We start from the raw sequence: 21,170 nt of genomic DNA on the forward strand, positions 1-21,170 counted from the left end.
GTGCTGGGGGTGTTCCCCACGGTCGGCGCAGGGTGGAGCAGTCTGGTAGCTCGTCGGGCTCATAACCCGAAGGTCACAGGTTCAAATCCTGTCCCTGCAACCAGCAGGCGCCGCATGCGGCGCCCCTGGCTATGTAGCTCAGTTGGTTAGAGCACACGACTCATAATCGTGGTGTCGGCGGTTCGAATCCGCCCATAGCCACCAGAAAACCCCGGGGAAGCCCCGGGGCTATCTTTTAGGAAGGCCGGGTCATCTCCAGCGGCACCACCCAGCGGTCGAACTCCTCCTCGGTGAGGTAGCCCAGCGCCAGGGCGGCTTCTTTTAGGCTCAGGCCCTCCTTGTGGGCTTTTTTAGCTATTTCGGCGGCCTTGTCGTAGCCGATGTGGCGGTTGAGGGCGGTGACCAGCATCAGGTTTTTCTCCAGGTTTTCCCGGATGCGGGGGAGGTTGGGCTCGATGCCCACCGCGCAGTGGTCGTTGAAGGAGAGGCAAGCATCGCCCAGAAGCTGGATGCTGGTGAGCACGTTGTAGACCATCACCGGTTTGTAGACGTTGAGCTGGAAGTTGCCCTGGCTTCCGGCAAAGGCGACGGCTGCGTCGTTGCCGAAGACCTGCACAGCCACCATGGTCAGGGCCTCGGCCTGGGTGGGGTTGACCTTGCCGGGCATGATGGAGCTCCCGGGCTCGTTTTCGGGGATCAGAATCTCCCCGATGCCGTTGCGGGGGCCGGAGGCCAGCCAGCGCACGTCGTTGGCCATCTTGAAAAGAGCCCCCGCCAGGGTGCGCAAGGCGGCGCTGGTGCTCACCAGGGCGTCGTGGGCGGCCAGGGCGGCGAACTTGTTGGGGGCTGAGACAAAGGGGAAGCCGGTTTCCCGGGCGATGTAGGCCGCGCAGCGCTCGCCGAACTGGGGGTGGGCGTTGAGGCCGGTGCCCACCGCGGTGCCCCCGATGGCCAGCTCATAAAGACCCTTCTCGGCGTGGCGGACCTGCTCCAGGCCGAAGTCGATCTGGGCTACCCAGCTCCCGATCTCCTGCCCCAGGGTGATGGGGGTGGCGTCCTGCAGGTGGGTGCGGCCCACCTTGACGATGTCCTTGAAGGCCTCGGCCTTGGCGGCTAGGGTGTCGCGCAGCTTCTTTACACTGGGGTATAGGTGGCGGTGCAGCTCCTCCACCACCGCGATGTGCATGGCGGTGGGAAAGGTGTCGTTGGAGGACTGGCCGCGGTTCACGTCGTCGTTGGGGTGGATGGGCTTCTTAGAGCCCAGCACGCCCCCGGCCAGCTCGATGGCGCGGTTGGCAATTACCTCGTTGGCGTTCATGTTGGTCTGGGTGCCCGAGCCGGTTTGGAAGACCACCAGGGGGAAGTGGTCGTCGAGTTTGCCGGCGATAACCTCTTCGGCCGCCTGTACGATGAGCTCTGCCTTTTCGCGGGGTAGCTCGCCCAGCTCGGCGTTGGCCAGGGCCGCGCTTTTCTTGAGTATGCCCATGGCCCGGATGATGGAGCGGGGCATTCGGAAGCGCTCGACGCCGATGGGAAAGTTCTGGATGGAACGCTGGGTCTGGGCACCCCAGTAGCGGCTCGCTTCGACCTCGATGGGCCCCATGGTATCGGTTTCGATGCGGGTTGCCATAGCGGCTCTATTCTACGGGGTGTGGGGCAACACTGCCCGAGCTTCTGTTGGGTATGCTTGAGAACATGTGGGACCTGCTCATCGTGGGGGCCGGGCCGGTGGGGCTCTCTGCCGCCATTGAGGCCAAGCGGGCGGGGCTAGAGGCGGTGGTGTTGGAGCGGGGCACCCTGGTGAACACCATCTACCGCTGGCCCCGCGAGACGGTTTTTTTCAGCGAGGCCAGGAACCTCGAGATCGGCGGGCACCCCTTTCCCTCCCTGGGGGCTAAACCTACCCGGCGGGAGGCCTTGCAGTACTACCGGCGGGTGGCGGAGAACGAAGGGCTGGAGGTGCGCACCTACACCGAGGCCACGGCTATCCAGCCCACGGCCTCGGGCTTTGAGGTGAGATACCGCGACCGGGAGGGGGAAGGGGTGGAGAAGGCCCGCTTTGTGCTGGTGGCCACCGGCTACTACGACAACCCCAACCGGCTGGGGGTGCCGGGGGAGGAGCTGCCCCACGTGCGCTATGGGCTGGAGGAGGTTTTGCCCTACTGGAAGCAGCAGGTGGTGGTGGTGGGCGGTTCCAACAGCGCGGTGGAGGCGGCCCTCGAGCTCTACCGAGGGGGGGCCAGGGTTGCGGTGGTGCACCACGAGGCGGAGATACGCCCTCGGGTCAAGTACTGGCTCAAGCCCGACTTCGAGAACCGGGTGCGGGAGGGGGCCATCCAGCTTTGGCTGAACGCCCGGGTGCGGGAAATCCTGAAGCGGGCGGTGCGGATTGAGGTGAAGGGGGAAGAGCGGCTGCTTCCGGCCGACTTCGTCCTCATTCACATCGGCTACCGGGCGGTGGACGACCTGCTCCGGGCGGCCAAGGTGGCCTACGCGGGGGACGCTCCTGTGCTTTCGGCCCACTTCGAGACCAGCCTGCCGGGCCTTTTTGTGGCGGGCAGCGCGGGGTACGGCACGGACACCCGCACGGTTTTCATCGAGAACGGCCGGGAGCACGCCCGCCTGGCGGTGCAGGAGATGGCCCGCCGCCTTGCGCGGGTGGGGGGGGTATAGGGTCCTGGCGGAGGGGGAGGGATTCGAACCCTCGATAGGGGGAAGCCCCTATACCGGTTTTCGAGACCGGCCCGTTCAACCACTCCGGCACCCCTCCAGGGCCGAATCCAGACTTTAGCACAACCCGCGGCATCTGTCACGGGGTGCGCCTTTGGGTGAAGAAGCCTCGGAGAAGCTGGGCTGCCTCGCGCTCGAGCCAGCCCCCTTCCCAGGCAAAGGGGGGCTTCAGCCGGTGCACGCTCACCGCCCCGGCCTTGAGGTTCTCCACCGCATAGACCACCCGCCCCACCTGGGCCTCGGCCAGGGCCCCAAAGCACATCGGGCAGGGCTCCAGGCTCACATAGACCGTGGCCCCGGGCAGCACCTTCTCTCCCTGCTTCAGCAGAGCCTGGTGCAGGGCCAGAAGCTCGGCGTGGGCCGTGGCGCTGCGCAGATGCTCCACCTGGTTGTGGGCCTGGGCCAGGACCCGATCGTCTAGAACCACCACCGCCCCGATGGGCACCTCGCCCTTCTGCTCTGCCCGGCGGGCCTCCTCCAGCGCTAGGCGCATGTACCGCAGGTCTTCCGGCTCGGGCCAGAGCTTCCAGACCTCCTGCACCTCGCTGCCCACCGCGCGCACCGGCCAAAGCTGCTTGAGCTCGAGGGGCACCCCATGCTCGCCCAAGAAGTCCACCAGCCGCATCCGGCGCTTGGGTAAGAAGACGTAGTCGCCCGGCTGGGGCAGCCTGGCCCCTCGCCAGGGGGGGAAAAGTCCTGGCAGGGCCGGAATGAGGAAGAGGGTGCCGTCGCGCCGCCGCACCTGCCAGCCTTCGGGCAGGGTGAAGGCCTCGCCGTGCAGGGCCCGCTCGAGCTGGGCAATCCAGGCCGCTTCGGGGCGGATTTGGATGGCCTCCAGCACCTGCCGCAACGCCCGCCGCCGCAGCCCTGCTGGGGCCTGGAGCAGGGGGGCCACCCGGTAGGCCGGACAGGGCCAGCGCTTGTCCTGAATCAGGATGCCTTGGGCCAGGGGGTCCAGGGCCTCGTCCTCCACCTGGGAGATGCCGGCGAAGCGGGCGAGCGCGGCTTTGGCCTGGGGAAAGCGCGCTTGTAGGCGGGGGAGAATCTCCTGGCGCAGAAAATTGCGGTCAAAGGATACATCGGCGTTGCTGATGTCCTCGAGCCAAGCCTGGCCCTTGTGGTTCAGGTACTCCCGGAGCGTGCTGCGGCTCACCTCCAGCAAGGGTCGCACCACCTTGCCCCGCTTGGCCCGCATTCCAAGCCCCCGACCGGTGCCCTGCAAAAGCTGTAGGAGCACGGTCTCGGCCTGGTCGTCCTGGGTGTGGGCCACGAGGACCGCCTGGGCGCCGTACTTTTTGGCCACCTTGGCCAGGAAGCTGTAGCGCAGCTCGCGGGCGGTGGCCTCGAGGTTCTCCCCCCGCTCGGCGGCAATCCGGGCTACCTCGAGGCGCTCGCTCTCGAAAGGGTAGCCCAGCCGCTCGGCCAGCGCCCTGACCCACAGGGCATCCTGCGACGAGTCCGGGCGCAGCGCATGGTCCAGATGGGCCACCACCACCTGGCGGGGGGTGGTGGTGAGCAGGAGCAAGAGCGCCACCGAGTCCCCTCCGCCCGAGACCCCCGCCACCAATACTCCTTCAGGCACCATGCGGGTCAGGTGGTTGGCGAACCAGGCCTCGAGCTGACCGATTTCGCTTGCATCCACGCCTACTATCCTAGTGGGGATGGCCTCGCTGCGCTTCGATTTTGACGCCTACCCCTACCTAACCGCTGACCTGCCGGGCATAGAAGGCAGCATCCGGGTACGGCCGGCCGACTTCCAGGTCTTCGAGGTGCCTGCCTACGCCCCTGCCGGCGAGGGGGAGCACCTGTTTTTGCGCGTGGAGAAAGAGGGGCTGACCACCCGCAGGGTGGTGGAACTCATCGCCCAGCGGCTTGGGGTGGAGGAGGGCCAAATTGGGGTAGCGGGCCTTAAGGACAAGCACGCGCTCGCCCAGCAGTACCTCAGCCTGCCGGCTCGCTTTGAGCCCCGCCTAAAGCTCCTGGAGGACCTTCCCGGGGTGCGTATCCTGGGCTGGGCCCGGCACCCCCATAAGCTTCGGCTGGGCCACCTGGCAGGCAACCGTTTTCGCATCCTCATCCGGGGGGCGCGTGAGCCGGGTAGGGTGGAGGCTGTTCTCAGGCAGCTTGCCGAGCGGGGGGTGCCCAACTACTACGGGCCCCAGCGCTTTGGCCTGGGCGGTCAGAACCCGGAAAAGGGCTACGCCCTGGTCACCGGGCAGAAGCTGCACCTCTCCCCCTGGCTCAGGAAGTTCCTGGTCTCGAGCCTGCAGAGCCTGCTCTTCAACGACTGGCTGGCCCTCAGGTTGAGGCTGGGGCTTTTTGACCGGGTGGTTGAGGGGGATGTGGCCAAGAAACACGATACTGGTGGGGAGTTTTGGGTAGAGGAGCCCGAGCGGGAGAGCCAGCGGGCCCTGCGCTTCGAGATCAGCGCCACCGGACCGCTTTACGGCCGGAAGTACCGCGAGGCCCGGGGAGAGGCCCGCGCGCTGGAGGACCAGGTGCTCAGGCGCTACGGCCTGGAACGGGCCCACTTCGTAGCCCGCCGGGGCGATCGTCGGCCGATACGGGTACCCCTGGCGGACTGGGCGGTGGAGGCGGGGCCGGAAGGGGTCTGGGTCTCCTTCTTTCTGCCCCGGGGGGCCTATGCCACCGCTGTGCTGCGCGAGGTGATGAAGCGCAACCCGGAGCTGGAAGAGGGCTGGGCGGAGGTGTGAAGCCTCTCGTTTCGGCTGCATAATCCATCACAGGGGGGGTAACGCCTTCGTGCTAGACTGGGCCTGTTATGGTCGAGCCGGCCATCGCGCTTTTTGGGGGCACCTACGAGAAAGCTGCGCGCATCCTCGACGAGCTTCTGCGCGAGAGCGGGGCCCGCTACACCCTCCTGCTGGACCGCAAGGGGTTCGTGCTGGCCCACAAGGAGGCCCTCTGGGCCCCCAAACCCCCTGCTTTGGACTCTCTGGCTACCCTGATTGCCGGCAACGCCGCAGCCACCCAGGCCCTGGCCAAGATGTTGGGAGAACCTCGTTTCAACGAGCTGTTGCACCAGGGGGCCACATATGGCCTCTTTGTTGAGGAGGTGGGGGAGCTGGCCCTGCTGGTGGTGATTTTTGACAAGTCGGTGCCGGTGGGGCGGGTTAAGCTGTACGGTAAGCGCGCGGCCCAGGCCTTGGAGGAGATTACCCAGGCCGCGGTGGTGAGCCCGGGTGCGCTGGGCATCGATCGGGAGTACCGGGAAGGGGCCAGCGCCCTTCTGGACGAACTCTTTGGAAACTAGATATGAGCACGATTAACTTCGCTGCCCGGGAAATCAACTTCAAAATCGTCTATTACGGTCCTGGCATGTCGGGCAAGACCACCAACCTCAAGTGGGTCTTCCAGCAGATCCCGCAAAACCGCAAGGGCGAGATGGTCTCCCTGGCCACCGAGGACGAGCGCACGCTGTTTTTTGACTTTTTGCCGGTCGACTTAGGCGAGGTCAAGGGGTTCAAGACCCGCTTTCACCTCTACACAGTGCCCGGCCAGGTTTTCTACAACGCCAGCCGCAAGCTAATCCTGCGGGGGGTGGACGGGATTGTCTTCGTGGCCGACTCGGCCTCCAACCGCCTCCGGGCCAACGCCGAGTCCATGCGCAACCTGCGGGAGAACCTGGCCGAGTACGGCATCAAGCTGGAAGATATTCCCATTGTGCTCCAGGCCAACAAGCGCGATGCACCGGACGCGTTGCCGGTGGAGATGATCCAGGCGGTCATCGACCCCGAGAAGCGCTTCCCCATCTTTGAGGCTGTCGCCACCACCGGGATGGGAGTGTTTGAGACCCTAAAGGCGGTGAGCCGGGAGGTGCTCTCGCGGGTGGCCTCGAGCTAACCTCGCCTTAACTGCCCCCGCAGGCCGGGTTATGCATCGCTTGTGGGCGGCCTGATAAGCTGGGGGGGCATGAAAACCACGCCGCTTCACCAAGCCCACCTGGCCCTGGGGGCCCGTATGGTGCCCTTTGCCGGCTACGAGATGCCCCTGCAGTACAGCTCCATCACCGCCGAGCACCTGGCGGTGCGGCAGGGGGTGGGCCTTTTTGACGTCAGCCACATGGGGGAGTTCTGGATTCGGGGGCCGGGGGCCCTGGATTTTTTGCAGTTCGCCACCCTAAACGACGTTGCCAGACTCAGGGTGGGCCGGGCCCAGTACTCCATGCTGCCCAACGCCCAGGGCGGGGTGGTGGACGATATCTACCTCTACCGCACCGGCGAGCAGGAGTACCTGATGGTGGTCAACGCGGCCAACATCGAGAAGGACTGGAACCACCTGCAGGCCCTGGCCAGAGGGTTCGAGGTGGCCCTGGAGGATGCCTCGCACTTCTTTGCTCTTTTGGCGGTGCAGGGTCCGAAGGCGGTAGAGGTCCTGCAGGGGCTCACCGATGCCGACCTGGCCTCGCCCAAGAAGAACGATACCTTCATGGCCAAGCTGGCGGGTAAGTGGGTGCGCCTGGCCCGCACCGGCTACACCGGGGAAGACGGCTATGAGGTTTTTGTGGCCCCAGACGAGGTCCAGGCGGTCTGGGAGGCCCTCCTGGCAGGGGGGGCTGTGCCCTGCGGCCTGGGGGCGCGGGACACCCTCAGGCTCGAGGCCGGTTTCCCCCTTTACGGCCACGAGCTCACCGATACCACCAACCCCCTCTGTACCCCCTTCGGCTGGGTGGTCAAGGCCCAGAAGGATTTCTACGGCAAAAAGGCCCTGCTGAACCCGGTCTGCGAGCAGAGGCTGGTGGGCCTGCGGGTCGAGGGGGGGATTCCCCGCGAGGGCTTCCGGGTTTTCTCTGGGGACGAAGAGGTGGGCCGCTTTACCTCGGGCACCCACTCCCCCCTGCTCAAGCAGGGCATCGGGATGGCCTACGTGCAGGCGGATCGGGCCCAAGTGGGCACCGCTTTGGAGGTGGAGGTGCGCGGCCGGCGGCTGGCGGCCAGGGTGGTGGAGCTCCCCTTTGTGAAGCGTTAGAAAAAAGAGGGGGTGTGGGGGAGCTATAATCCCCCGGTTTTTAAACCGGTCCCCCACGTGCTTCGAAGGAGCACATAGCATAGTGGGCGGCAGATGCGTGGTACAATCTTCTTGTTGGGGACAGCGTTCCCCGCGCACCTTGAAACTTGGAGTAGGGGGTTCCATCGGGTAGTCCGATGGGTAAAACTCCAAACGAAAACCCGTAGCAGAGCCAGAAGCATTGCGCTCGCCTGCCAATGCGGAGTCAAGGTTTTTTCTGGGCTCGGACGGAGCCTGCGGGGATGGATACGGCAAGGGCCGTTCCGTGAGAACCGCGAAGCCCTGTTCTTCAGAACGGGGAGTCGTCACGGCATAAACTAGCCTGCGAGGTGCACATGGACTACCCAGCGGAACTCAGGTACACCAAGACCCACGAATGGGTGCGGCTGGAAGGCGACGTGGCGGTGGTGGGAATCACCGACTTTGCCCAGGATGCCCTGGGCGATGTGGTGTATGTGGAGCTACCCCCGGTGGGCAAGCGTGTGGAGGCCGGGGCGGCGGTGGCGGTGGTGGAGTCGGTCAAGACTGCCTCGGACATCTACGCCCCCATCAGCGGCGAGGTCATCGAGGTCAACAGCGCCTTAGGCGACAAGCCCGAGCTCATCAACCAGTCCCCCTATGGCGAGGGGTGGATTTTCAAGCTGCGGGTCAACCCCGCCGACGCCGACGGCCTCCTCTCGGCGGAGGAGTATCGAGGGGTGGCAGAGGCCTAGCCTACTTGGGCATGGTGCGCCGGAGCAGGTCCTCTATGACCTGCTCCACCCTTAGCCCCTCGAACTGGGCCTCCTCGGTAAGGAGCAGGCGGTGGCTGAGGGCGGGCAGGGCTGCGGCCCGCAGGTCCTCCCAGTCCAGGTGGGCCCGCCCGTCCAGGTATGCCAGGGCTCGAGCCAGCGCCAGCCAGGCCTTGGCCCCCCGGGGGGAGAGGCCCATGCGCAGGTGTCTCTCCTCACCGGCGAGCTGGGCGGTGTTGGCGATGGCTTCTAAAGCCGGCTGGCTCGCCACCACCTGCTGGGCCTCGGCGCGGGCTTTGAGCAGGTCCAGGCCCTCCACCGGCTCTGGGCTTTGGGGCTCCTCGGCCAGAATGCGAAGCCAGGCGGCCCGGGGTGGGGCCTCCACCGTGATTTTGGCCATGAAGCGGTCGAGCTGGGCCTCGGGCAGGGGGTAGGTGCCCTCGAGCTCCAGCGGGTTTTGCGTGGCCAGAACCAAAAAAGGCGCTGGCAGGGCGTGGCGCACCCCCCCCACCGTCACCCCTCCCTCCTGCATGGCCTCCAGCAGGGCCGACTGGGTCTTGGGGGTGGCCCGGTTCACCTCGTCGGCCAGCACCACCTGGGCGAAAAGCGGGCCAGGCCGGAAGACGAACTGCCCATCCTCCAGAATCTCGGTGCCGGTGATGTCGGCCGGCAGGAGGTCGGGGGTGAACTGGATGCGGCGGTAGGAGAGCCCGCTGGCCTCAGCGAAGGCCCGGGCCAGAAGGGTTTTGCCCAGCCCCGGCAGCCCCTCCAGGAGGGCGTGGCCCCCGGCCACCACGGTGGCCAAAAGCTCGCGGATGACCCGTTCCTGGCCGAAGAGCACCCCCTTCAGGGTGGCCTCCAGCGCTTGCAATGGGGCGCGCACGGGCAAAGTATACCCGGTTTGACCTGAGGCTTCTTAGGGGGCAAAATCGGGTTTGTGTGGGTCTTGGGCATCGACACCTCCTGCGATGATACCGGGGTGGGCCTGGTGCGGGATGGGCAGGTGGTGGTGAACCTGGTGGCCTCGCAGGCCTCGAGGCACCAGGGCTACGGCGGGGTGGTACCGGAGCTGGCCTCGCGGGAGCACGTGCAGGCGATTGACCCCCTGGTGAGGGCAGCTTTGGCCGAGGCGGGGGTTGGGGTGCGCCACCTGGACCTGATTGCCGCTACCCGGGGTCCCGGCCTGGTGGGGGCCTTGCTGGTGGGCCTCACCTACGCCAAGGGGCTGGCCTTTGCCCTGGGGCGGCCCTTCGTGGCGGTGCACCACCTCGAGGGCCACATCTACGCGGCCCTGGCCCATCACCCCGAGGTCGCGCCCCCCTTCTTGGCCCTGGTGGCCTCGGGGGGGCACACCCACCTCTTCGAGGTGCCCGCCTGGGGCACCTACCGGCTTTTAGGGGCCACCCTGGACGACGCTGCCGGAGAAGCCTTCGACAAGGCGGCGCGGGCTTTGGGGCTGGGCTATCCCGGAGGGCCCGAGATCGAGCGGCTGGCGGCGGAGGGCGACCCCTCCCGCGTGCCCCTGAGCGTGCCCTTACAGGGGCAGGAGGGCTTCGACTTCAGCTTCTCTGGCCTCAAGACCGCGGTGGTGCAGGCCCTCAAAAAGGGCTATGCCCCGGCCGATGTGGCCGCCCGCTTCCAGCAGGTGGCCGTCGAGCACATAGCCCAGGTGGTGCTCCGGGCCGCGCGCAGCACCGGCCACACCACCCTGCTGGTGGCCGGCGGGGTGGCGCAGAACCGGGCGCTCCAGGCCCGGCTGCAGGGGGCCGGGCTAGAGCTTTTCTTCCCCCCCAGGGGCCTGGCCACCGACAACGGGGCCATGGTGGCCCTGGCCGCCTGGCGCACCCGGGAGCGCCACCCGGGAAGCGAGCTGGGGGTGCCGGCAGCCCCCTACCTGCCCCTGGCTACCTCTTGAGGGCCACCAGCTCGGTGACGCTCTCGCCCTCCCGGGTCTTCTGCACGCTTTTGACCAGCCCCACATTCTCGGCGTACCAGCTCGTCCCCTGGCTTTCAAACTGGAAGGGAAAGCTCAGGGGCCCGGCGCTGGCGCGGAGGCGGGTGGTGAACTGGGTCTGGAGTTTGTAGGCCAGGAAGCGCCCGGCCGGCGTGACGACGGTTTCCTGGGCCACCACCTTGTAGGTGGTCTCGAGGGTGCCGCTTATGTTGAAGCGCAGAGGCCCTTGCTGGCCGCTGCCCTGCACCTCCAGCACCAGCCTCCAGCTATTCCCCACCGTCCAGGCGTCGTAGTCGGGGATGGCCACCCCGGTGGCCCGGATTACCTCGAGGTTGTAGCTCACCGGCTGGCCCCCGGCCTCCAGACGGTTGCCGCTCGGGCTGCCAAAGTCGATGGGGTAGATGCCCTCCGGTGCGCAGCGGAAGCGCAGTTCTTCCCGTCCGGTGGGGCCCTCGCGCACCTGGGTGTAGCTGGTGGGGCCAATCTGGGTTTTGCGCAGGGTGTAGGTGAAGTTCTGGCTGCCCGAGACCCGGTACTGCCACTCCCAGCCGGGCCGGGCCGGGGAAAAGGGTTGGTCGCAGAGCTGGGCTGTCGAGGGGCTGAGCAGAAAGGCCAGCAGGGCAAAGCGCATAGATACAGTGTAGCGAAGACCTGTGACGGAAGGGTCAGGTTGTGCCCGCAGCCATATCTCATGCGGAGAGGGTAGAATCGCAGTTGGTTATGCTGGCCTGGATTGCTAGGTTGCTGGACAACAACGAGCGCAAGGTGGCCCGCTACTGGAAGACCGTGGTGGAGCCGGTCAACGCGCTCGAGGACGAGATCTCGCGCATCGAAGACCTCGCCGCTGAGTACGCTCGGCTGCGCGAGATGCACCAAAAAGGGGCCAGCCTGGACGAGCTTTTGCCCCGGGTCTTCGCTCTCACCCGCGAGGCCTCCAAGCGGTATCTGGGCCTGCGCCACTACGATGTGCAGCTCATCGGGGGCGCGGTGCTGCACGAGGGCAAGATTGCCGAGATGAAGACCGGGGAGGGCAAGACCCTGGTGGCCACCCTGGCGGTGGCGCTGAACGCCCTCACCGGCAAGGGGGTGCACCTGGTCACGGTGAACGACTACCTGGCCCGGCGCGATGCGGAGTGGATGGGGCCCATCTACCGCGGCCTGGGCCTTTCGGTGGGGGTGGTGCAGAACCATTCCAGCCCAGAGGAGCGCCGCCGGGCCTACCTCTGCGATGTGACCTATGTGACCAACAGCGAGCTCGGCTTCGACTACCTGCGCGACAACATGGCGGTCACCCCCGAGCAGCTCGTGCTCCGCCACGACACCCCGTTGCACTACGCCATCATCGACGAGGTGGACTCGATTTTGGTGGACGAGGCCCGCACCCCCCTTATCATCTCGGGGCCGGCGGAAAAGGCCACCGACGTCTACTACCGCATGGCCGAGATCGCCAAGAAGCTCGAGCGCGGCGAAAAACCCCCGGTGGGAAGCAAGGCCGAGCCCACCGGCGATTACATTGTGGAGGAGAAGCAGAAGTCGGTCCACCTGACCCTGAAGGGCATCGCCAAGGCCGAGAAGCTCTTGGGCGTGGAGGGCCTCTTCAACACCGAAAACATGGAGCTCGCCCACATGCTGATCCAGGCCATAAGGGCAAAGGAGCTCTACTTCAAGGACCGCGAGTACATCGTTCAGGACGGGCAGGTCATCATTGTGGACGAGTTCACCGGCCGCCTCCAACCAGGCCGCCGCTTCGGCGAGGGGCTGCACCAGGCCATCGAGGCCAAGGAGGGGGTCCGGATCGAGCGGGAGAACCAGACCCTGGCCACCATCACCTACCAGAACTTCTTCCGCCTCTTCGAGAAGACCGCCGGCATGACCGGCACGGCCAAGACCGAGGAGAAGGAGTTCCAGGAGATTTACGGCATGGACGTGGTGAGCATCCCCACCCACCGTCCCGTCATTCGCAAGGACTTTCCCGATGTGGTCTACCGCACCGAGCGGGGCAAGTTCTTCGCCGTGGTGGAGGAGATTGCCGAGAAGTACGAGCGGGGCCAGCCGGTGCTGGTGGGCACCATCTCGGTGGAGAAGTCGGAGCGGCTTTCGAGCATGCTCAAGGATGTGCGCCACTTCCTGCCCCGCCTGGAGGCCCGGGCCCAGCTGCTTTTGAAGGCGACGGAGAAGCAGTCGGGCGAGGGCTGGGAGAAGCTGAGGAAGGCGCTGGCCCGCCCGGGCAGCCTGCGCGACGCGGACCTGGAGGCCTTTGAGGGCCTTATTCCGCCCAAGGGCAACATCCGCACCTACTGGGAGTACCTCAAGCGGGCGGTGCACACCGCCGAGCTTATCCGCAAGGGCATTCCCCACCAGGTCCTGAACGCCAAGTACCACGAGAAGGAGTCCGAGATTGTGGCCCAGGCCGGGCGGAGCAGGACCGTGACCATCGCCACCAACATGGCCGGCCGCGGCACCGACATCAAGCTGGGGGGCAATGCCGAGTACCTGGCGGCCGACCTCCTGCGCAAGGAGGGGCTGGATCCCCGCTCGGAGTGGCGCATCGAGCTCTTTATCAAAAAGCTGGTGCAGGGGGAGGAGGAGGAGGCTTTGCGCCTGGCAGGCGAGATCGGGGTGCGCCAGGCGGTGATCGACGAGATCCGCCGCCTGCGCGATACCTGCGCCGCCGACGAGGTGCGGGTCAAGGAGCTGGGCGGGCTGCACATCATCGGCACCGAGCGGCACGAGTCGCGCCGCATCGACAACCAGCTAAGGGGCCGTTCAGGCCGCCAGGGCGACCCGGGCAGCAGCCGCTTTTATGTCTCTTTCGACGACGACCTGATGCGCCTGTTCGCCTCCGAGCGGGTAATCGCCATGCTGGACCGGATGGGCTTCGACGACTCCGAGCCCATCGAGAACCAGATGGTGACCCGCTCCATCGAGCGGGCGCAGAAGCGGGTGGAGGACCGCAACTTCGACATACGCAAGCAGCTTTTGCGGCTGGACGAGGTGATGGCCCGCCAGCGCGAGGTGATCTACGCCCAGCGGCGCAACGTGCTTCTGGGCAGCGATGAGGTGGTGCGGGAGGGGGCCTTGGCCATGATCGAGGATACCGTGGATGCGGTGGCCTCGAACTACCTCAACCCCGAGCAGCACCCCGAGGACTGGGACCTGGAGGGTTTGCGGACAAGTATTCTGGACTACATCCCGGCCCTGAAGGACTTTGACTTCGAAAGCCTGCGCCAGCACAAGGCCGAGGAGGGCATCGAGCGGCTAATCGAGGCGGCCCGGGCCGCCTACGAGGCCCGCGAGGCCGAGCTCAACGCCCAGGGGCCGGGGCTTATGCGGGCGGTGGAGCGCTTCGTGACCCTGCAGGTGGTGGACAACGCTTGGAAGGAGCACCTGCACAGCATGGATGTGCTCAAGCAGGGCATCTTCCTGCGGGGCTATGGCCAGCGCGACCCCTTCCAGGAGTACAAGCTCGAGGGCACCCGCTTCTTCAACGAGATGATTGCTAGCATCAAAAGCGAGGTCACCCGCTTCCTTTTCCGCCTCCAGGTGGAGGTGAACCGCCAGCCCGCCCCAGCACCGGCCGACCCTGGGGTGGCCTACGCCCCGCCCCAGTCCGACCCCTTCAGCGTGCGCCGCCCTGCCCGGCCGGCCTACACCGGGCTGAGCCGGGCCGAGCGCCGCCGGTTGGAGCGGGAGGAGCGGAAGAGGAACAAGGGCTCGAGCTGATGCTCTCCCGCCGCCGCGTTCTGGCCCTCTTGGCGCTGGGAGGAGGGGCGCTTCTGGCCTCGGCCACCCCCTACCGCTTCCAGGTAAGCCGGCATCGGCGGGTTTTGGCCGGGCTCGAGCGCCCCGTGCGGGTGGTGCAGCTCAGCGACCTGCACTACGGCCCCTTTATCCGGGCCGGTTCGGTGCGGCGCTGGGTGGAGGCGGCTTTGGCCGAGGGGCCCGACCTGGTGGTGATTACCGGCGATTTCATCGAGTCGGGCCTGCGGCTGCCCTGGCTGCGGCTTGGCCCGCCCGATCTAGAGGGGCTTCTAGCTGAGCTGGGGCGGCTTCGGGCTTCCTTGGGGGTCTGGGCGGTCTGGGGCAACCACGACCACGGCCTGCCCCAGGCCAGGCGCTTCCTGGCCCGCCACCTTCCCCGCCACGGCATCGAGCCCCTCACCAACCGGGGCGTGTGGGTGCGCGACGACCTCTACTTGAGCGGGGTGGACGATTACTGGCTCGGCGAGGCCGATCCCAAAGCGGCCCTGGCCGGCTACCGCAAGGGCAAGGCCAGCCTGGCCCTGGCCCACAACCCCGACTACTGGGACTTCTACTTCGGCCTGCCGGTCTCGCTGGCGCTGAGCGGCCATACCCATGGAGGGCAGGTCTATCTGCCGGGGGTGGGGGCACCCTGGACGCCCTCCTACTACGGCCAGGCCTACCTGGGGGGCTGGTACAGCCCGGGCCTGAGCCCCGCCTCACCCCCGGTGCCGGGCTTCGTCTCGCGCGGCCTGGGGGTAACGGGCCTGCCCCTGCGGCTGAACGTTCCGGCCGAACTGGTGGTCTTCGACTTTCTGCCAGGGTGATTGGCCATGGTCTTCGGCTATGCCTTTAGCGTAACCCATTACCAGCGCGCCCTACCGGGGCTGCAGGCGCCCTTGCGGGTGGCCCACCTCTCCGATTTGCACATCGGCTTTTTCATCCGGGCTGGCTCGGTGCGGCGCTGGGTGGAGGCGGCCTTGGCCGAGGGGCCCGACCTGGTGGTGATCACCGGCGACATCACCGATTCCGCAGACGAGGACCTGGTGGCGGCTGGCCTGGCCGAGCTCGGGCGCCTCCGGGCTTCCTTGGGGGTCTGGGCGGTTTTGGGCAACCACGATTACCGCTACAGCGGCTACGCCCCCAAGCACCCCGGAAGACGGGTCAACCGCCTAAACCCCCCCAAGGTGCCCCTAGAGCCGCCCGTGGGGTTGGAGCGGCGCCTGGCCGACCTGGGTATAGGCGTGCTCAACAATCGGGGGCTTTGGCTGCGCCCCGACCTCTACCTGGCTGGGGTGGAGGACCTCTGGCACGGCGAGCCCGATGTGGAGAGGGCCCTTTCGGGCTGGCGGGGGAACTCGGCTGCCCTGCTCCTTTGCCACAACCCAGACTACCTGTACCAGGTGCCCTCCTCGGTGGGCCTCACCCTCTGCGGCCACACCCACGGGGGCCAGGTGGTCCTGCCCGGGTACGGCCCGGCCTTCACCTCCTCCCTCTATGGCCAGCAGTTTGCCGCCGGCTGGGTGGAAGCGCCGGTGCCGGCCTTCATCTCGCGGGGCCTGGGAATGGCCACCCTGCCCGTGCGGGTGGCCTGCCCGGCTGAGCTGGCGGTGCACCGCCTCGTCCCGCTTTAGCGCACCCGGTAGCCGATTTCTTCCAGGATCTTTCGGGCCTGCTCCCGCTCTTCTGGGGTGGCGAAGCCCATGCGGATGGCCCCTCCTTCGTCGCGGATGGCCAGCACCTCGAAGTTTTTGATGTTGATGCCGGCCTGGCCCAAAGCGGTGGAGACCCTGGCGATCTGGCCCGGCCGGTCGGGTACCTGGACCACCAGCTCGTGCATCATCGGGAGCAGGCTGCGCTTGACGATGGGCAAGGCATCGCGGGTGCGCTTGGCCGCCTGGGCCACCTCGAGCAGGGCCTCGGGCTCCTCCAGAAGCCGCTCTAGCTCCAGCATCACCGCCCGCAGGTCCTCCACCGCCTCCTTCAGCGCTGCCTTGTTGGCCACCACCATGTCCCGGCTCATCCGGGGGGAGCCCGAGGCCACCCGGGTCAGGTCGCGGAAGCCCCCCGCGGCCAGAAACATCAGAAGCTCCTGGTGTGGGTCCTGGGCCACCAGCCGGTTGAGCCCCACCGCCAGCAGGTAGGGCAGGTGGGAGACCCGGGCCACCAGCCGGTCGTGTAAAGCAGGGGAGATTTCCAGCGGGTAGGCCCCTAGGCTTTCCACCAACCCCCGCACCTGCGCCAGGGCCTCGGGGTCGGTCTTGCCGTTGGGGGTCAGCACCCAGACCGCATTTTGCAGGAGGCCAGCGTGGGCCGCTTCCACCCCGGCCTTCTCGCTTCCGGCCATGGGGTGGGTGCCCACGAACCGGGGCAGCACCCCGGTCAGGGCCTCCACCACCGGGCCCTTGACGCTTCCCACGTCCATCCAGAGGGTAGAGGGGCTCGAGTAGCGGGCCAGCCGCCGCCCCTCCTCCACCAAGACCCCCACCGGCGCCGCCAGCACCCCGAGCTCGAGCTCCTCTATCCAGGCCCCGGGGCTGGGGTGGACCCGGTCCACCACCTGCAGGGCCAGGGCATCCTCCAAGGCCTTGGGATCGGGGTCGTAGGCATGGACCTCCTCAGCCAAAAAGCGCTCGCGCAGGCCCAGGGCCACGCTGCCCCCTAAAAGGCCGATGCCAAAGATACCGACCTTGGTGAAAAGGGGCTTCATCATGCTAGTCGACCACCGGCTCGAGGGGCTGCGAGAGCCGGCGCCCCAGGGCCGGCAGAAGCGCCTTGATTTTACCCATCATCTCGGCAAACTGGGCCTCGGTGAGCTGCTGGGCTGCGTCGGACTGGGCTTTTTCTGGCTCAGGATGGGTCTCCACGATGAGCCCGTCCGCCCCAGCGGCCAGGCCGGCAAGGGCCAGCGCCGTCACCCAGTCGCGCTTTCCAGCGGCGTGCGAGGGGTCGATCCAGACTGGCAGGTGGGTGAGGCTTTTGAGCACCGGCACCGCTGAGACGTCCAGGGTAAAGCGGGTGGACTTTTCGAAGGTGCGGATGCCCCGCTCCACCAGAATCACCCGCATGTTGCCCTGGGCCAGGATGTACTCGGCCGACATCAAAAACTCCTCCAACGTCATGCTCATCCCCCGCTTCAGGAGCACCGGCCGCCCGGCCTGGCCGGCGGCCTGCAGCAGGGCAAAGTTCTGCGCGTTGCGGGCCCCGATTTGGAGGACGTCGGCATAGCTCGCCACCAGTTCTACCTGCTCGGGCGACATCACCTCGGTTACCACGGGCAGCCCGGTCTCCTGCCGGGCTTGGGCCAGAATCTCCAGTCCCTTCTCCCCCAGCCCCTGGAAGCTGTAGGGGGAGGTGCGGGGCTTGAAGGCCCCCCCGCGGAGCATCTGGGCGCCGTGCTTCTTCACATAGCGGGCCGTGGTGAGGGTTTGCTCCAAGCTCTCCACCCCGCAGGGCCCTGCCGCAATCAGCACCTCGCCCCCCCCGGTGGCCCCGGTGGGGAAGCGCAGCACGGTGGGCTTGGGCTGGACCTCGAGGCTGGCCAGCTTGTAGGGCTTGGAGATGGGAATCACTTCCCGCACCGGTTCTAGCGCCCGGAAGTGCTCTATAAGCTCCGGGGTGGGCCCCCGGCCTATGGCCCCCACGAGCGTGGTGTGTTCCCCTTCGGAAACATGGGGCCGGTAGCCTACCCGCCGCACCTCTTCTACCACCATCTCGATCTCCTTTGGGCCTGCGCCGTGCTTCAGGATGATGAGCATTCACCTCTCCTTCCGCGCAAAGAAAAACTTCCGGGGAGGGTCCCCGGAAGCCGCTTTGCGCCAAACCGCTATGCCAGCCTCACGGGGACGCAAGGCCAATAGAAGTAAAAGTAGCCGAAGCTGAATCCCCGGTAGGTCTGCATATGCCGTGAGTCTACGGGGCCTGCTGGGTTTTTGTCAACGCAAGGGGGTGATGGCCAGGGTGCAGCGCGAGATGCAGATGAGCCTGCCCTCCTCGTCGCGAATCTCGACGTTCCAGACCGCGGTGGTGCGCCCCGAATGCAGGGGCGTTCCCGTGGCGGTCAGCCTGCCTGAGCGCACCGAGCGCAGGTGGTTGGCGTTGATCTCCATGCCGAAGCTGGTGTGGCCCTCAGGCGCGCCCAGGTAGGCCCCGATGCTGGCCACGGTTTCGGCCAGGGCCACCGAGGCTCCGCCGTGGAGGTAGCCGAAAGGCTGGTGGAGCTTTGGGGTGACCTCCATCTCGGCCACCACCCTTTGCGGGCTGGCTTCCAGGATACGGATGCCCAGGGTCTTCAGGAGGCTTTCCCCGTCGAGTTGGAGGCTTTTGGTTTCCATGACGCCCAGCATACTTCTCAAAAGAGAAAAAAACGGTTACAATAAAAACTTGCCTGGGGGCGTACTGGTTTCGACAGGGATGCCCAAAGGCAAGGCGGCGTGCCGAGGTAGCCCATGGCCTCGTAAAAATGGGCAAAGCCATAACTGGCAACAAGACCTACGCTCTCGCTGCTTAAAGCGACGCCCCTCAGAAGCCCAGCCGATGGCTCGCTGAAGGGGCGACCCAAAGTCGGCTGGCCTGCGGCAAGGCTCCGTAGCCAAGGGCGAGATTCCACGGGGCTGGGCCCAGGCCCGCGGTTGGCGGCGTAAGCCTGGGCGACGAGCAAGCGCCAACTACGCACGTAGATGTCTGCCGGAGGGGTCTTTGGACAGGGGTTCGACTCCCCTCGCCTCCACCATCGCCAGCGGGCGCTTTAGCCGCTGGTTCCCTTTAATCTTTGGGCCCCATAATGGGGCTGTGCTCTACCTGCGTGGCCTGGTCATTCTCCTTTTGCTCCTGGCCTTCTGGGGCCCCAGCCTGCCTTTGGCCCCAGTGCGCACGGTGGTACTTCTGGACCAGAGCCCCTCGGCGCGGGAGGCGGTATGGCAGCTAGCTCCACGACTCGAGCTCCCCGGGGCGCAGTACGTGGCCTTTGCCAGCGGGGCGGTGGAGGTAGCAGCCCCCACGGCCCGGCGGCTCGACCTGGGAGAGGGCACCCGGCTGGAGGAGGCCCTGAAAAAGGCTATGGAGCTGAAGCCAGACCGGATTGTGCTCGTTTCCGACGGGCTTTTTCAGGATGAGCCTCTGCCACCCAAGGTCCCCCTTTACGCGCTCTACCAGCCGCCCAGCCCCTACGTGGCCCTCAGCCTGGTGGGTCCGGCCCTGCCCTTGCGGGGGGAGACGGTGGAGGTGCGGGCGGTGCTGGAGGCTACCGCCCCCACCGAGGCCCGGCTCACCCTAGAGGGCCCGGCGGGGCGGCTTTCGCGCCGGGTGGAGCTGGCTCCTGGGCGGCAGAGCCTGGGTTACCGTTTCCGCCTGGAGGAGCCCGCGGTGGTCAGGGCCCGCCTGGAAAGCCCTCTGGGCGACAGGGAGGCCCGGCTCGAGCTCAGCCCTTCCGACGCCACCCGGGTCTGGGTGTTGGGGGATGCCGCGCTGGCCCGCTACCTGCGGGCGCAGGGGTTTTTGGTGGAGGAGCGGCAGGAGGTTGCGCTGCCCATCAGGGCCGAGGTGGTGGCGCTGGGGGTGGGGGCGCGCGACCTTTCGGCGGCAGAGCTGGATGCCCTGCAGAGCTTCTTGCAGCAGGGCGGCAGCCTGCTCTGGACCGCCACCCCCCGGGGGCTTTTCTTCGGCGGGTGGGAGCGGAGCAGCCTGGCCGACAGCCTGCCCCTGGAGCCGGTGGAGGAGCCCGGGGGGATGGGCATCGTGCTGGTGCTGGATGTCTCGGGGAGCATGCTCGAGGCCGACAAGCTGGGGCTGGCGGTGGTGGGGGCGCTGGAGCTCGTTCGCTCAGCCCGGTCCCAGGACTACATCGGGGTGGTGCTCTTTTCCGACAGGCCCCGCTGGCTGTTCCGGCCCCGCCCCATGACCGAGCAGGGCCGCAGAGAGGCTGAAAGCCTATTGCTCTCCATAGAGGCCGGGGGGGGAACCATGATCCGCCGGGCCTACCTCGAGGCCCTGGAGGCCCTGGAGGACGTGCCCACCAAATCCAAGCAGGTCATCGCCCTTACCGACGGCCTGGTGGCCGACGCGGCCCCCGAGATTTTCGAGGCGGCCCGCCGGGCCAGTCCCGAGATAAAGACCAGCACCGTGGCCATCGGCGCCGATGCCGACCGGCGCTTTCTGCGCGAGCTGGCCGAGGCTGGGGGCGGGAGCTTTTGGGATGTGCCGCGGCCCCAGGACCTGCCCCGCTTCTTCCTGGAGGAAGCCCAGCGGGCCTTTCGCCGGGAGGTGCTGGAGGGGCGCTTCCCCGTGACGGTGCGCCCCCACCCGGTGAGCCGGGGGACGGCCCCGCCGCCGGTCTCGGTACTCCTTCCGGCCAGGGCCAAACCCTGGGCCCAGGCCGTGTTGACCAGCGGGGAGGGGGTGATCCTGGCCGTGGGGGAGAGCGGGCGGGGCCGGGTGGCCGCCCTGGCCACCGACCTGTCCCGCTCCTGGCAGGAGTGGAGCGGGGCTTCGAGGCTGGCAGCCGAGCTGGTGCGCTGGCTGGCCCAGACCCCTGCCCGGCCCCGCGTGCAGGCGCTGCGGGAGGAGGGGTTGGTGCGGGTGGTGCTCGAGGGCCAGTTCGAGCGCCCGGTGCTCCGGGCCTTCGGGCGGGAACAACCCTTCATGCCGGTGGGCCCTTTGCGCTACGAGGCCCGGCTGCCGCGGGGGGCGGTGGGGCAGGCGGTGGTGCTCGATGGGGAGCCCCGCCTTCGCCTCGAGCTGCCGGCTTTGCCGGAGTGGCGCCTGGAGGACGGGCAGGAAAACCTGCGGCGGCTGGCCGAGGCCAGCGGGGGGCGCCTCCTCGCCGACCCTGCCGAACTGCGCAGCCTGCCCGGGCGTAAAGGTGTGAGCCTGCAGCTTCCGCTCATAGCCCTGGCGCTCTTGCTTTTCCTGCTGGAGCGCTACCTCGAGCACCGGCGGCTGGTGCCCCTGGCAAAATCGGCTTGACTTTGTCTTCAAAAGGGGTAGGG

General features: G+C 67.2%; 18 protein-coding genes, 3 tRNA genes and 1 other RNA gene. 14 read left to right on the forward strand and 8 right to left on the reverse strand.

Annotated features, from left to right (window positions below; genetic code table 11):
- Positions 1 to 26 precede the first annotated feature (26 nt).
- Both DV704_RS10015 and DV704_RS10020 read left to right on the forward strand, forming a co-directional pair.
- A tRNA-Met gene (locus DV704_RS10015) sits at positions 27 to 103 on the forward strand.
- A gap of 24 nt (positions 104 to 127) precedes the next feature.
- Positions 128 to 204, forward strand: a tRNA-Met gene (locus DV704_RS10020).
- Between the two features lie 31 nt (positions 205 to 235).
- Here DV704_RS10020 and fumC read toward each other — a convergent pair.
- Complete coding sequence (fumC, locus tag DV704_RS10025; protein ID WP_114799444.1) at positions 236 to 1,630, reverse strand: class II fumarate hydratase; 1,395 nt, start codon at positions 1,628 to 1,630, stop codon at positions 236 to 238.
- Between the two features lie 65 nt (positions 1,631 to 1,695).
- Here fumC and DV704_RS10030 point away from each other — a divergent pair, with 65 nt between their 5' ends.
- Positions 1,696 to 2,673, forward strand: a complete 978-nt coding sequence (locus DV704_RS10030; RefSeq protein ID WP_114799445.1) for a YpdA family putative bacillithiol disulfide reductase — start codon at positions 1,696 to 1,698, stop codon at positions 2,671 to 2,673.
- Between the two features lie 5 nt (positions 2,674 to 2,678).
- On the opposite strand, the gene DV704_RS10035 is transcribed toward DV704_RS10030, so the two are convergent.
- Together DV704_RS10035 and tilS are read right to left on the reverse strand one after the other, a co-directional pair.
- A tRNA-Ser gene (locus tag DV704_RS10035) sits at positions 2,679 to 2,770 on the reverse strand.
- Between the two features lie 39 nt (positions 2,771 to 2,809).
- Positions 2,810 to 4,315, reverse strand: a complete 1,506-nt coding sequence (tilS, locus tag DV704_RS10040; protein ID WP_114799497.1) for a tRNA lysidine(34) synthetase TilS — start codon at positions 4,313 to 4,315, stop codon at positions 2,810 to 2,812.
- 76 nt (positions 4,316 to 4,391) lie between these two features.
- Here tilS and truD point away from each other — a divergent pair, with 76 nt between their 5' ends.
- The 5 genes from truD (at position 4,392) to gcvH (ending at position 8,471) form a co-directional block, all read left to right on the forward strand.
- The gene (gene truD / locus DV704_RS10045; protein WP_114799446.1) at positions 4,392 to 5,444 is read left to right on the forward strand and encodes a tRNA pseudouridine(13) synthase TruD; all 1,053 of its coding nucleotides are present in this window, start codon (positions 4,392 to 4,394) and stop codon (positions 5,442 to 5,444) included.
- Positions 5,445 to 5,512: 68 nt separating this feature from the next.
- On the forward strand, positions 5,513 to 6,004 hold the full coding sequence (locus tag DV704_RS10050; RefSeq protein ID WP_114799447.1) for a roadblock/LC7 domain-containing protein: 492 nt from the start codon (positions 5,513 to 5,515) through the stop codon (positions 6,002 to 6,004).
- 2 nt (positions 6,005 to 6,006) lie between these two features.
- Positions 6,007 to 6,594: an ATP/GTP-binding protein gene (locus DV704_RS10055; protein ID WP_114799448.1), complete on the forward strand. Its 588-nt coding sequence runs from the start codon at positions 6,007 to 6,009 to the stop codon at positions 6,592 to 6,594.
- 69 nt (positions 6,595 to 6,663) lie between these two features.
- Complete coding sequence (gene gcvT / locus DV704_RS10060; RefSeq protein ID WP_114799449.1) at positions 6,664 to 7,719, forward strand: glycine cleavage system aminomethyltransferase GcvT; 1,056 nt, start codon at positions 6,664 to 6,666, stop codon at positions 7,717 to 7,719.
- A 374-nt stretch (positions 7,720 to 8,093) separates the two neighbouring features.
- Positions 8,094 to 8,471: a glycine cleavage system protein GcvH gene (gene gcvH, locus DV704_RS10065; RefSeq protein WP_114799450.1), complete on the forward strand. Its 378-nt coding sequence runs from the start codon at positions 8,094 to 8,096 to the stop codon at positions 8,469 to 8,471.
- A gap of 1 nt (position 8,472) precedes the next feature.
- Here gcvH and DV704_RS10070 read toward each other — a convergent pair whose 3' ends face one another.
- Positions 8,473 to 9,372 carry a MoxR family ATPase gene (locus DV704_RS10070; protein ID WP_233498327.1) on the reverse strand — a complete coding sequence of 300 codons (900 nt, stop codon included), beginning with the start codon at positions 9,370 to 9,372 and terminating at the stop codon, positions 8,473 to 8,475.
- A 54-nt stretch (positions 9,373 to 9,426) separates the two neighbouring features.
- Here DV704_RS10070 and tsaD point away from each other — a divergent pair, with 54 nt between their 5' ends.
- Complete coding sequence (tsaD, locus tag DV704_RS10075; RefSeq protein WP_114799451.1) at positions 9,427 to 10,404, forward strand: tRNA (adenosine(37)-N6)-threonylcarbamoyltransferase complex transferase subunit TsaD; 978 nt, start codon at positions 9,427 to 9,429, stop codon at positions 10,402 to 10,404.
- Here tsaD and DV704_RS10080 read toward each other — a convergent pair.
- Positions 10,394 to 11,074 carry a hypothetical protein gene (locus DV704_RS10080; protein WP_114799452.1) on the reverse strand — a complete coding sequence of 227 codons (681 nt, stop codon included), beginning with the start codon at positions 11,072 to 11,074 and terminating at the stop codon, positions 10,394 to 10,396. The genes tsaD and DV704_RS10080 overlap by 11 nt on opposite strands.
- An 89-nt stretch (positions 11,075 to 11,163) precedes the next feature.
- Between DV704_RS10080 and secA the strand changes: the two genes are divergently transcribed.
- Genes secA through DV704_RS10095 form a run of 3 tightly spaced genes read left to right on the forward strand, consistent with a single transcriptional unit; the run spans position 11,164 to position 15,818 of the window.
- Positions 11,164 to 14,166 (forward strand): preprotein translocase subunit SecA, encoded by a 3,003-nt coding sequence (secA, locus tag DV704_RS10085; RefSeq protein ID WP_114799453.1) that lies wholly within the window; start codon positions 11,164 to 11,166, stop codon positions 14,164 to 14,166.
- A complete protein-coding gene (locus DV704_RS10090; RefSeq protein WP_114799454.1) occupies positions 14,166 to 15,011 on the forward strand; it encodes a metallophosphoesterase in 846 nt (281 codons plus the stop codon). The genes secA and DV704_RS10090 overlap by 1 nt, the downstream gene beginning before the upstream one ends.
- A 6-nt stretch (positions 15,012 to 15,017) precedes the next feature.
- Positions 15,018 to 15,818: a metallophosphoesterase gene (locus tag DV704_RS10095; RefSeq protein ID WP_114799455.1), complete on the forward strand. Its 801-nt coding sequence runs from the start codon at positions 15,018 to 15,020 to the stop codon at positions 15,816 to 15,818.
- On the opposite strand, the gene DV704_RS10100 is transcribed toward DV704_RS10095, so the two are convergent.
- From DV704_RS10100 to DV704_RS10110, 3 genes are all read right to left on the reverse strand, one after another.
- Positions 15,815 to 16,894: a prephenate dehydrogenase/arogenate dehydrogenase family protein gene (locus DV704_RS10100; protein ID WP_114799456.1), complete on the reverse strand. Its 1,080-nt coding sequence runs from the start codon at positions 16,892 to 16,894 to the stop codon at positions 15,815 to 15,817. The two genes, DV704_RS10095 and DV704_RS10100, sit on opposite strands and share 4 nt — an antisense overlap.
- Positions 16,895 to 16,898: 4 nt before the next feature.
- Positions 16,899 to 17,942: a 3-deoxy-7-phosphoheptulonate synthase gene (gene aroF, locus DV704_RS10105; RefSeq protein ID WP_114799457.1), complete on the reverse strand. Its 1,044-nt coding sequence runs from the start codon at positions 17,940 to 17,942 to the stop codon at positions 16,899 to 16,901.
- 177 nt (positions 17,943 to 18,119) lie between these two features.
- On the reverse strand, positions 18,120 to 18,518 hold the full coding sequence (locus tag DV704_RS10110; protein WP_114799458.1) for a hotdog fold thioesterase: 399 nt from the start codon (positions 18,516 to 18,518) through the stop codon (positions 18,120 to 18,122).
- Positions 18,519 to 18,573: 55 nt separating this feature from the next.
- On the opposite strand from DV704_RS10110, the gene ssrA reads away from it, so the two are divergent.
- Both ssrA and DV704_RS10120 read left to right on the forward strand, forming a co-directional pair.
- Positions 18,574 to 18,916, forward strand: a transfer-messenger RNA (tmRNA) gene (gene ssrA / locus DV704_RS10115).
- Positions 18,917 to 18,975: 59 nt separating this feature from the next.
- A complete protein-coding gene (locus DV704_RS10120; protein ID WP_114799459.1) occupies positions 18,976 to 21,147 on the forward strand; it encodes a VWA domain-containing protein in 2,172 nt (723 codons plus the stop codon).
- The last annotated feature ends 23 nt before the right edge of the window (positions 21,148 to 21,170 follow it).

The sequence above is a fragment of the Meiothermus sp. QL-1 genome, from assembly GCF_003351145.1.
Taxonomy (GTDB): domain Bacteria; phylum Deinococcota; class Deinococci; order Deinococcales; family Thermaceae; genus Meiothermus.

What these genes read in the sequence shown, in the direction of transcription:
- DV704_RS10050 (WP_114799447.1), top strand. Translation starts at nt 5,513, where the DNA reads ATGGTCGAGCCGGCCATCGCGCTTTTTGGGGGCACCTACGAGAAAGCT.
- gcvH (WP_114799450.1), top strand. Translation starts at nt 8,094, where the DNA reads ATGGACTACCCAGCGGAACTCAGGTACACCAAGACCCACGAATGGGTG.
- tilS (WP_114799497.1), bottom strand. Translation starts at nt 4,315, where the DNA reads ATGGTGCCTGAAGGAGTATTGGTGGCGGGGGTCTCGGGCGGAGGGGAC.
- DV704_RS10110 (WP_114799458.1), bottom strand. Translation starts at nt 18,518, where the DNA reads ATGGAAACCAAAAGCCTCCAACTCGACGGGGAAAGCCTCCTGAAGACC.
- secA (WP_114799453.1), top strand. Translation starts at nt 11,164, where the DNA reads ATGCTGGCCTGGATTGCTAGGTTGCTGGACAACAACGAGCGCAAGGTG.
- gcvT (WP_114799449.1), top strand. Translation starts at nt 6,664, where the DNA reads ATGAAAACCACGCCGCTTCACCAAGCCCACCTGGCCCTGGGGGCCCGT.
- DV704_RS10030 (WP_114799445.1), top strand. Translation starts at nt 1,696, where the DNA reads ATGTGGGACCTGCTCATCGTGGGGGCCGGGCCGGTGGGGCTCTCTGCC.
- DV704_RS10095 (WP_114799455.1), top strand. Translation starts at nt 15,018, where the DNA reads ATGGTCTTCGGCTATGCCTTTAGCGTAACCCATTACCAGCGCGCCCTA.
- DV704_RS10080 (WP_114799452.1), bottom strand. Translation starts at nt 11,074, where the DNA reads ATGCGCTTTGCCCTGCTGGCCTTTCTGCTCAGCCCCTCGACAGCCCAG.
- truD (WP_114799446.1), top strand. Translation starts at nt 4,392, where the DNA reads ATGGCCTCGCTGCGCTTCGATTTTGACGCCTACCCCTACCTAACCGCT.
- fumC (WP_114799444.1), bottom strand. Translation starts at nt 1,630, where the DNA reads ATGGCAACCCGCATCGAAACCGATACCATGGGGCCCATCGAGGTCGAA.
- aroF (WP_114799457.1), bottom strand. Translation starts at nt 17,942, where the DNA reads ATGCTCATCATCCTGAAGCACGGCGCAGGCCCAAAGGAGATCGAGATG.
- DV704_RS10090 (WP_114799454.1), top strand. Translation starts at nt 14,166, where the DNA reads ATGCTCTCCCGCCGCCGCGTTCTGGCCCTCTTGGCGCTGGGAGGAGGG.
- DV704_RS10100 (WP_114799456.1), bottom strand. Translation starts at nt 16,894, where the DNA reads ATGAAGCCCCTTTTCACCAAGGTCGGTATCTTTGGCATCGGCCTTTTA.
- DV704_RS10055 (WP_114799448.1), top strand. Translation starts at nt 6,007, where the DNA reads ATGAGCACGATTAACTTCGCTGCCCGGGAAATCAACTTCAAAATCGTC.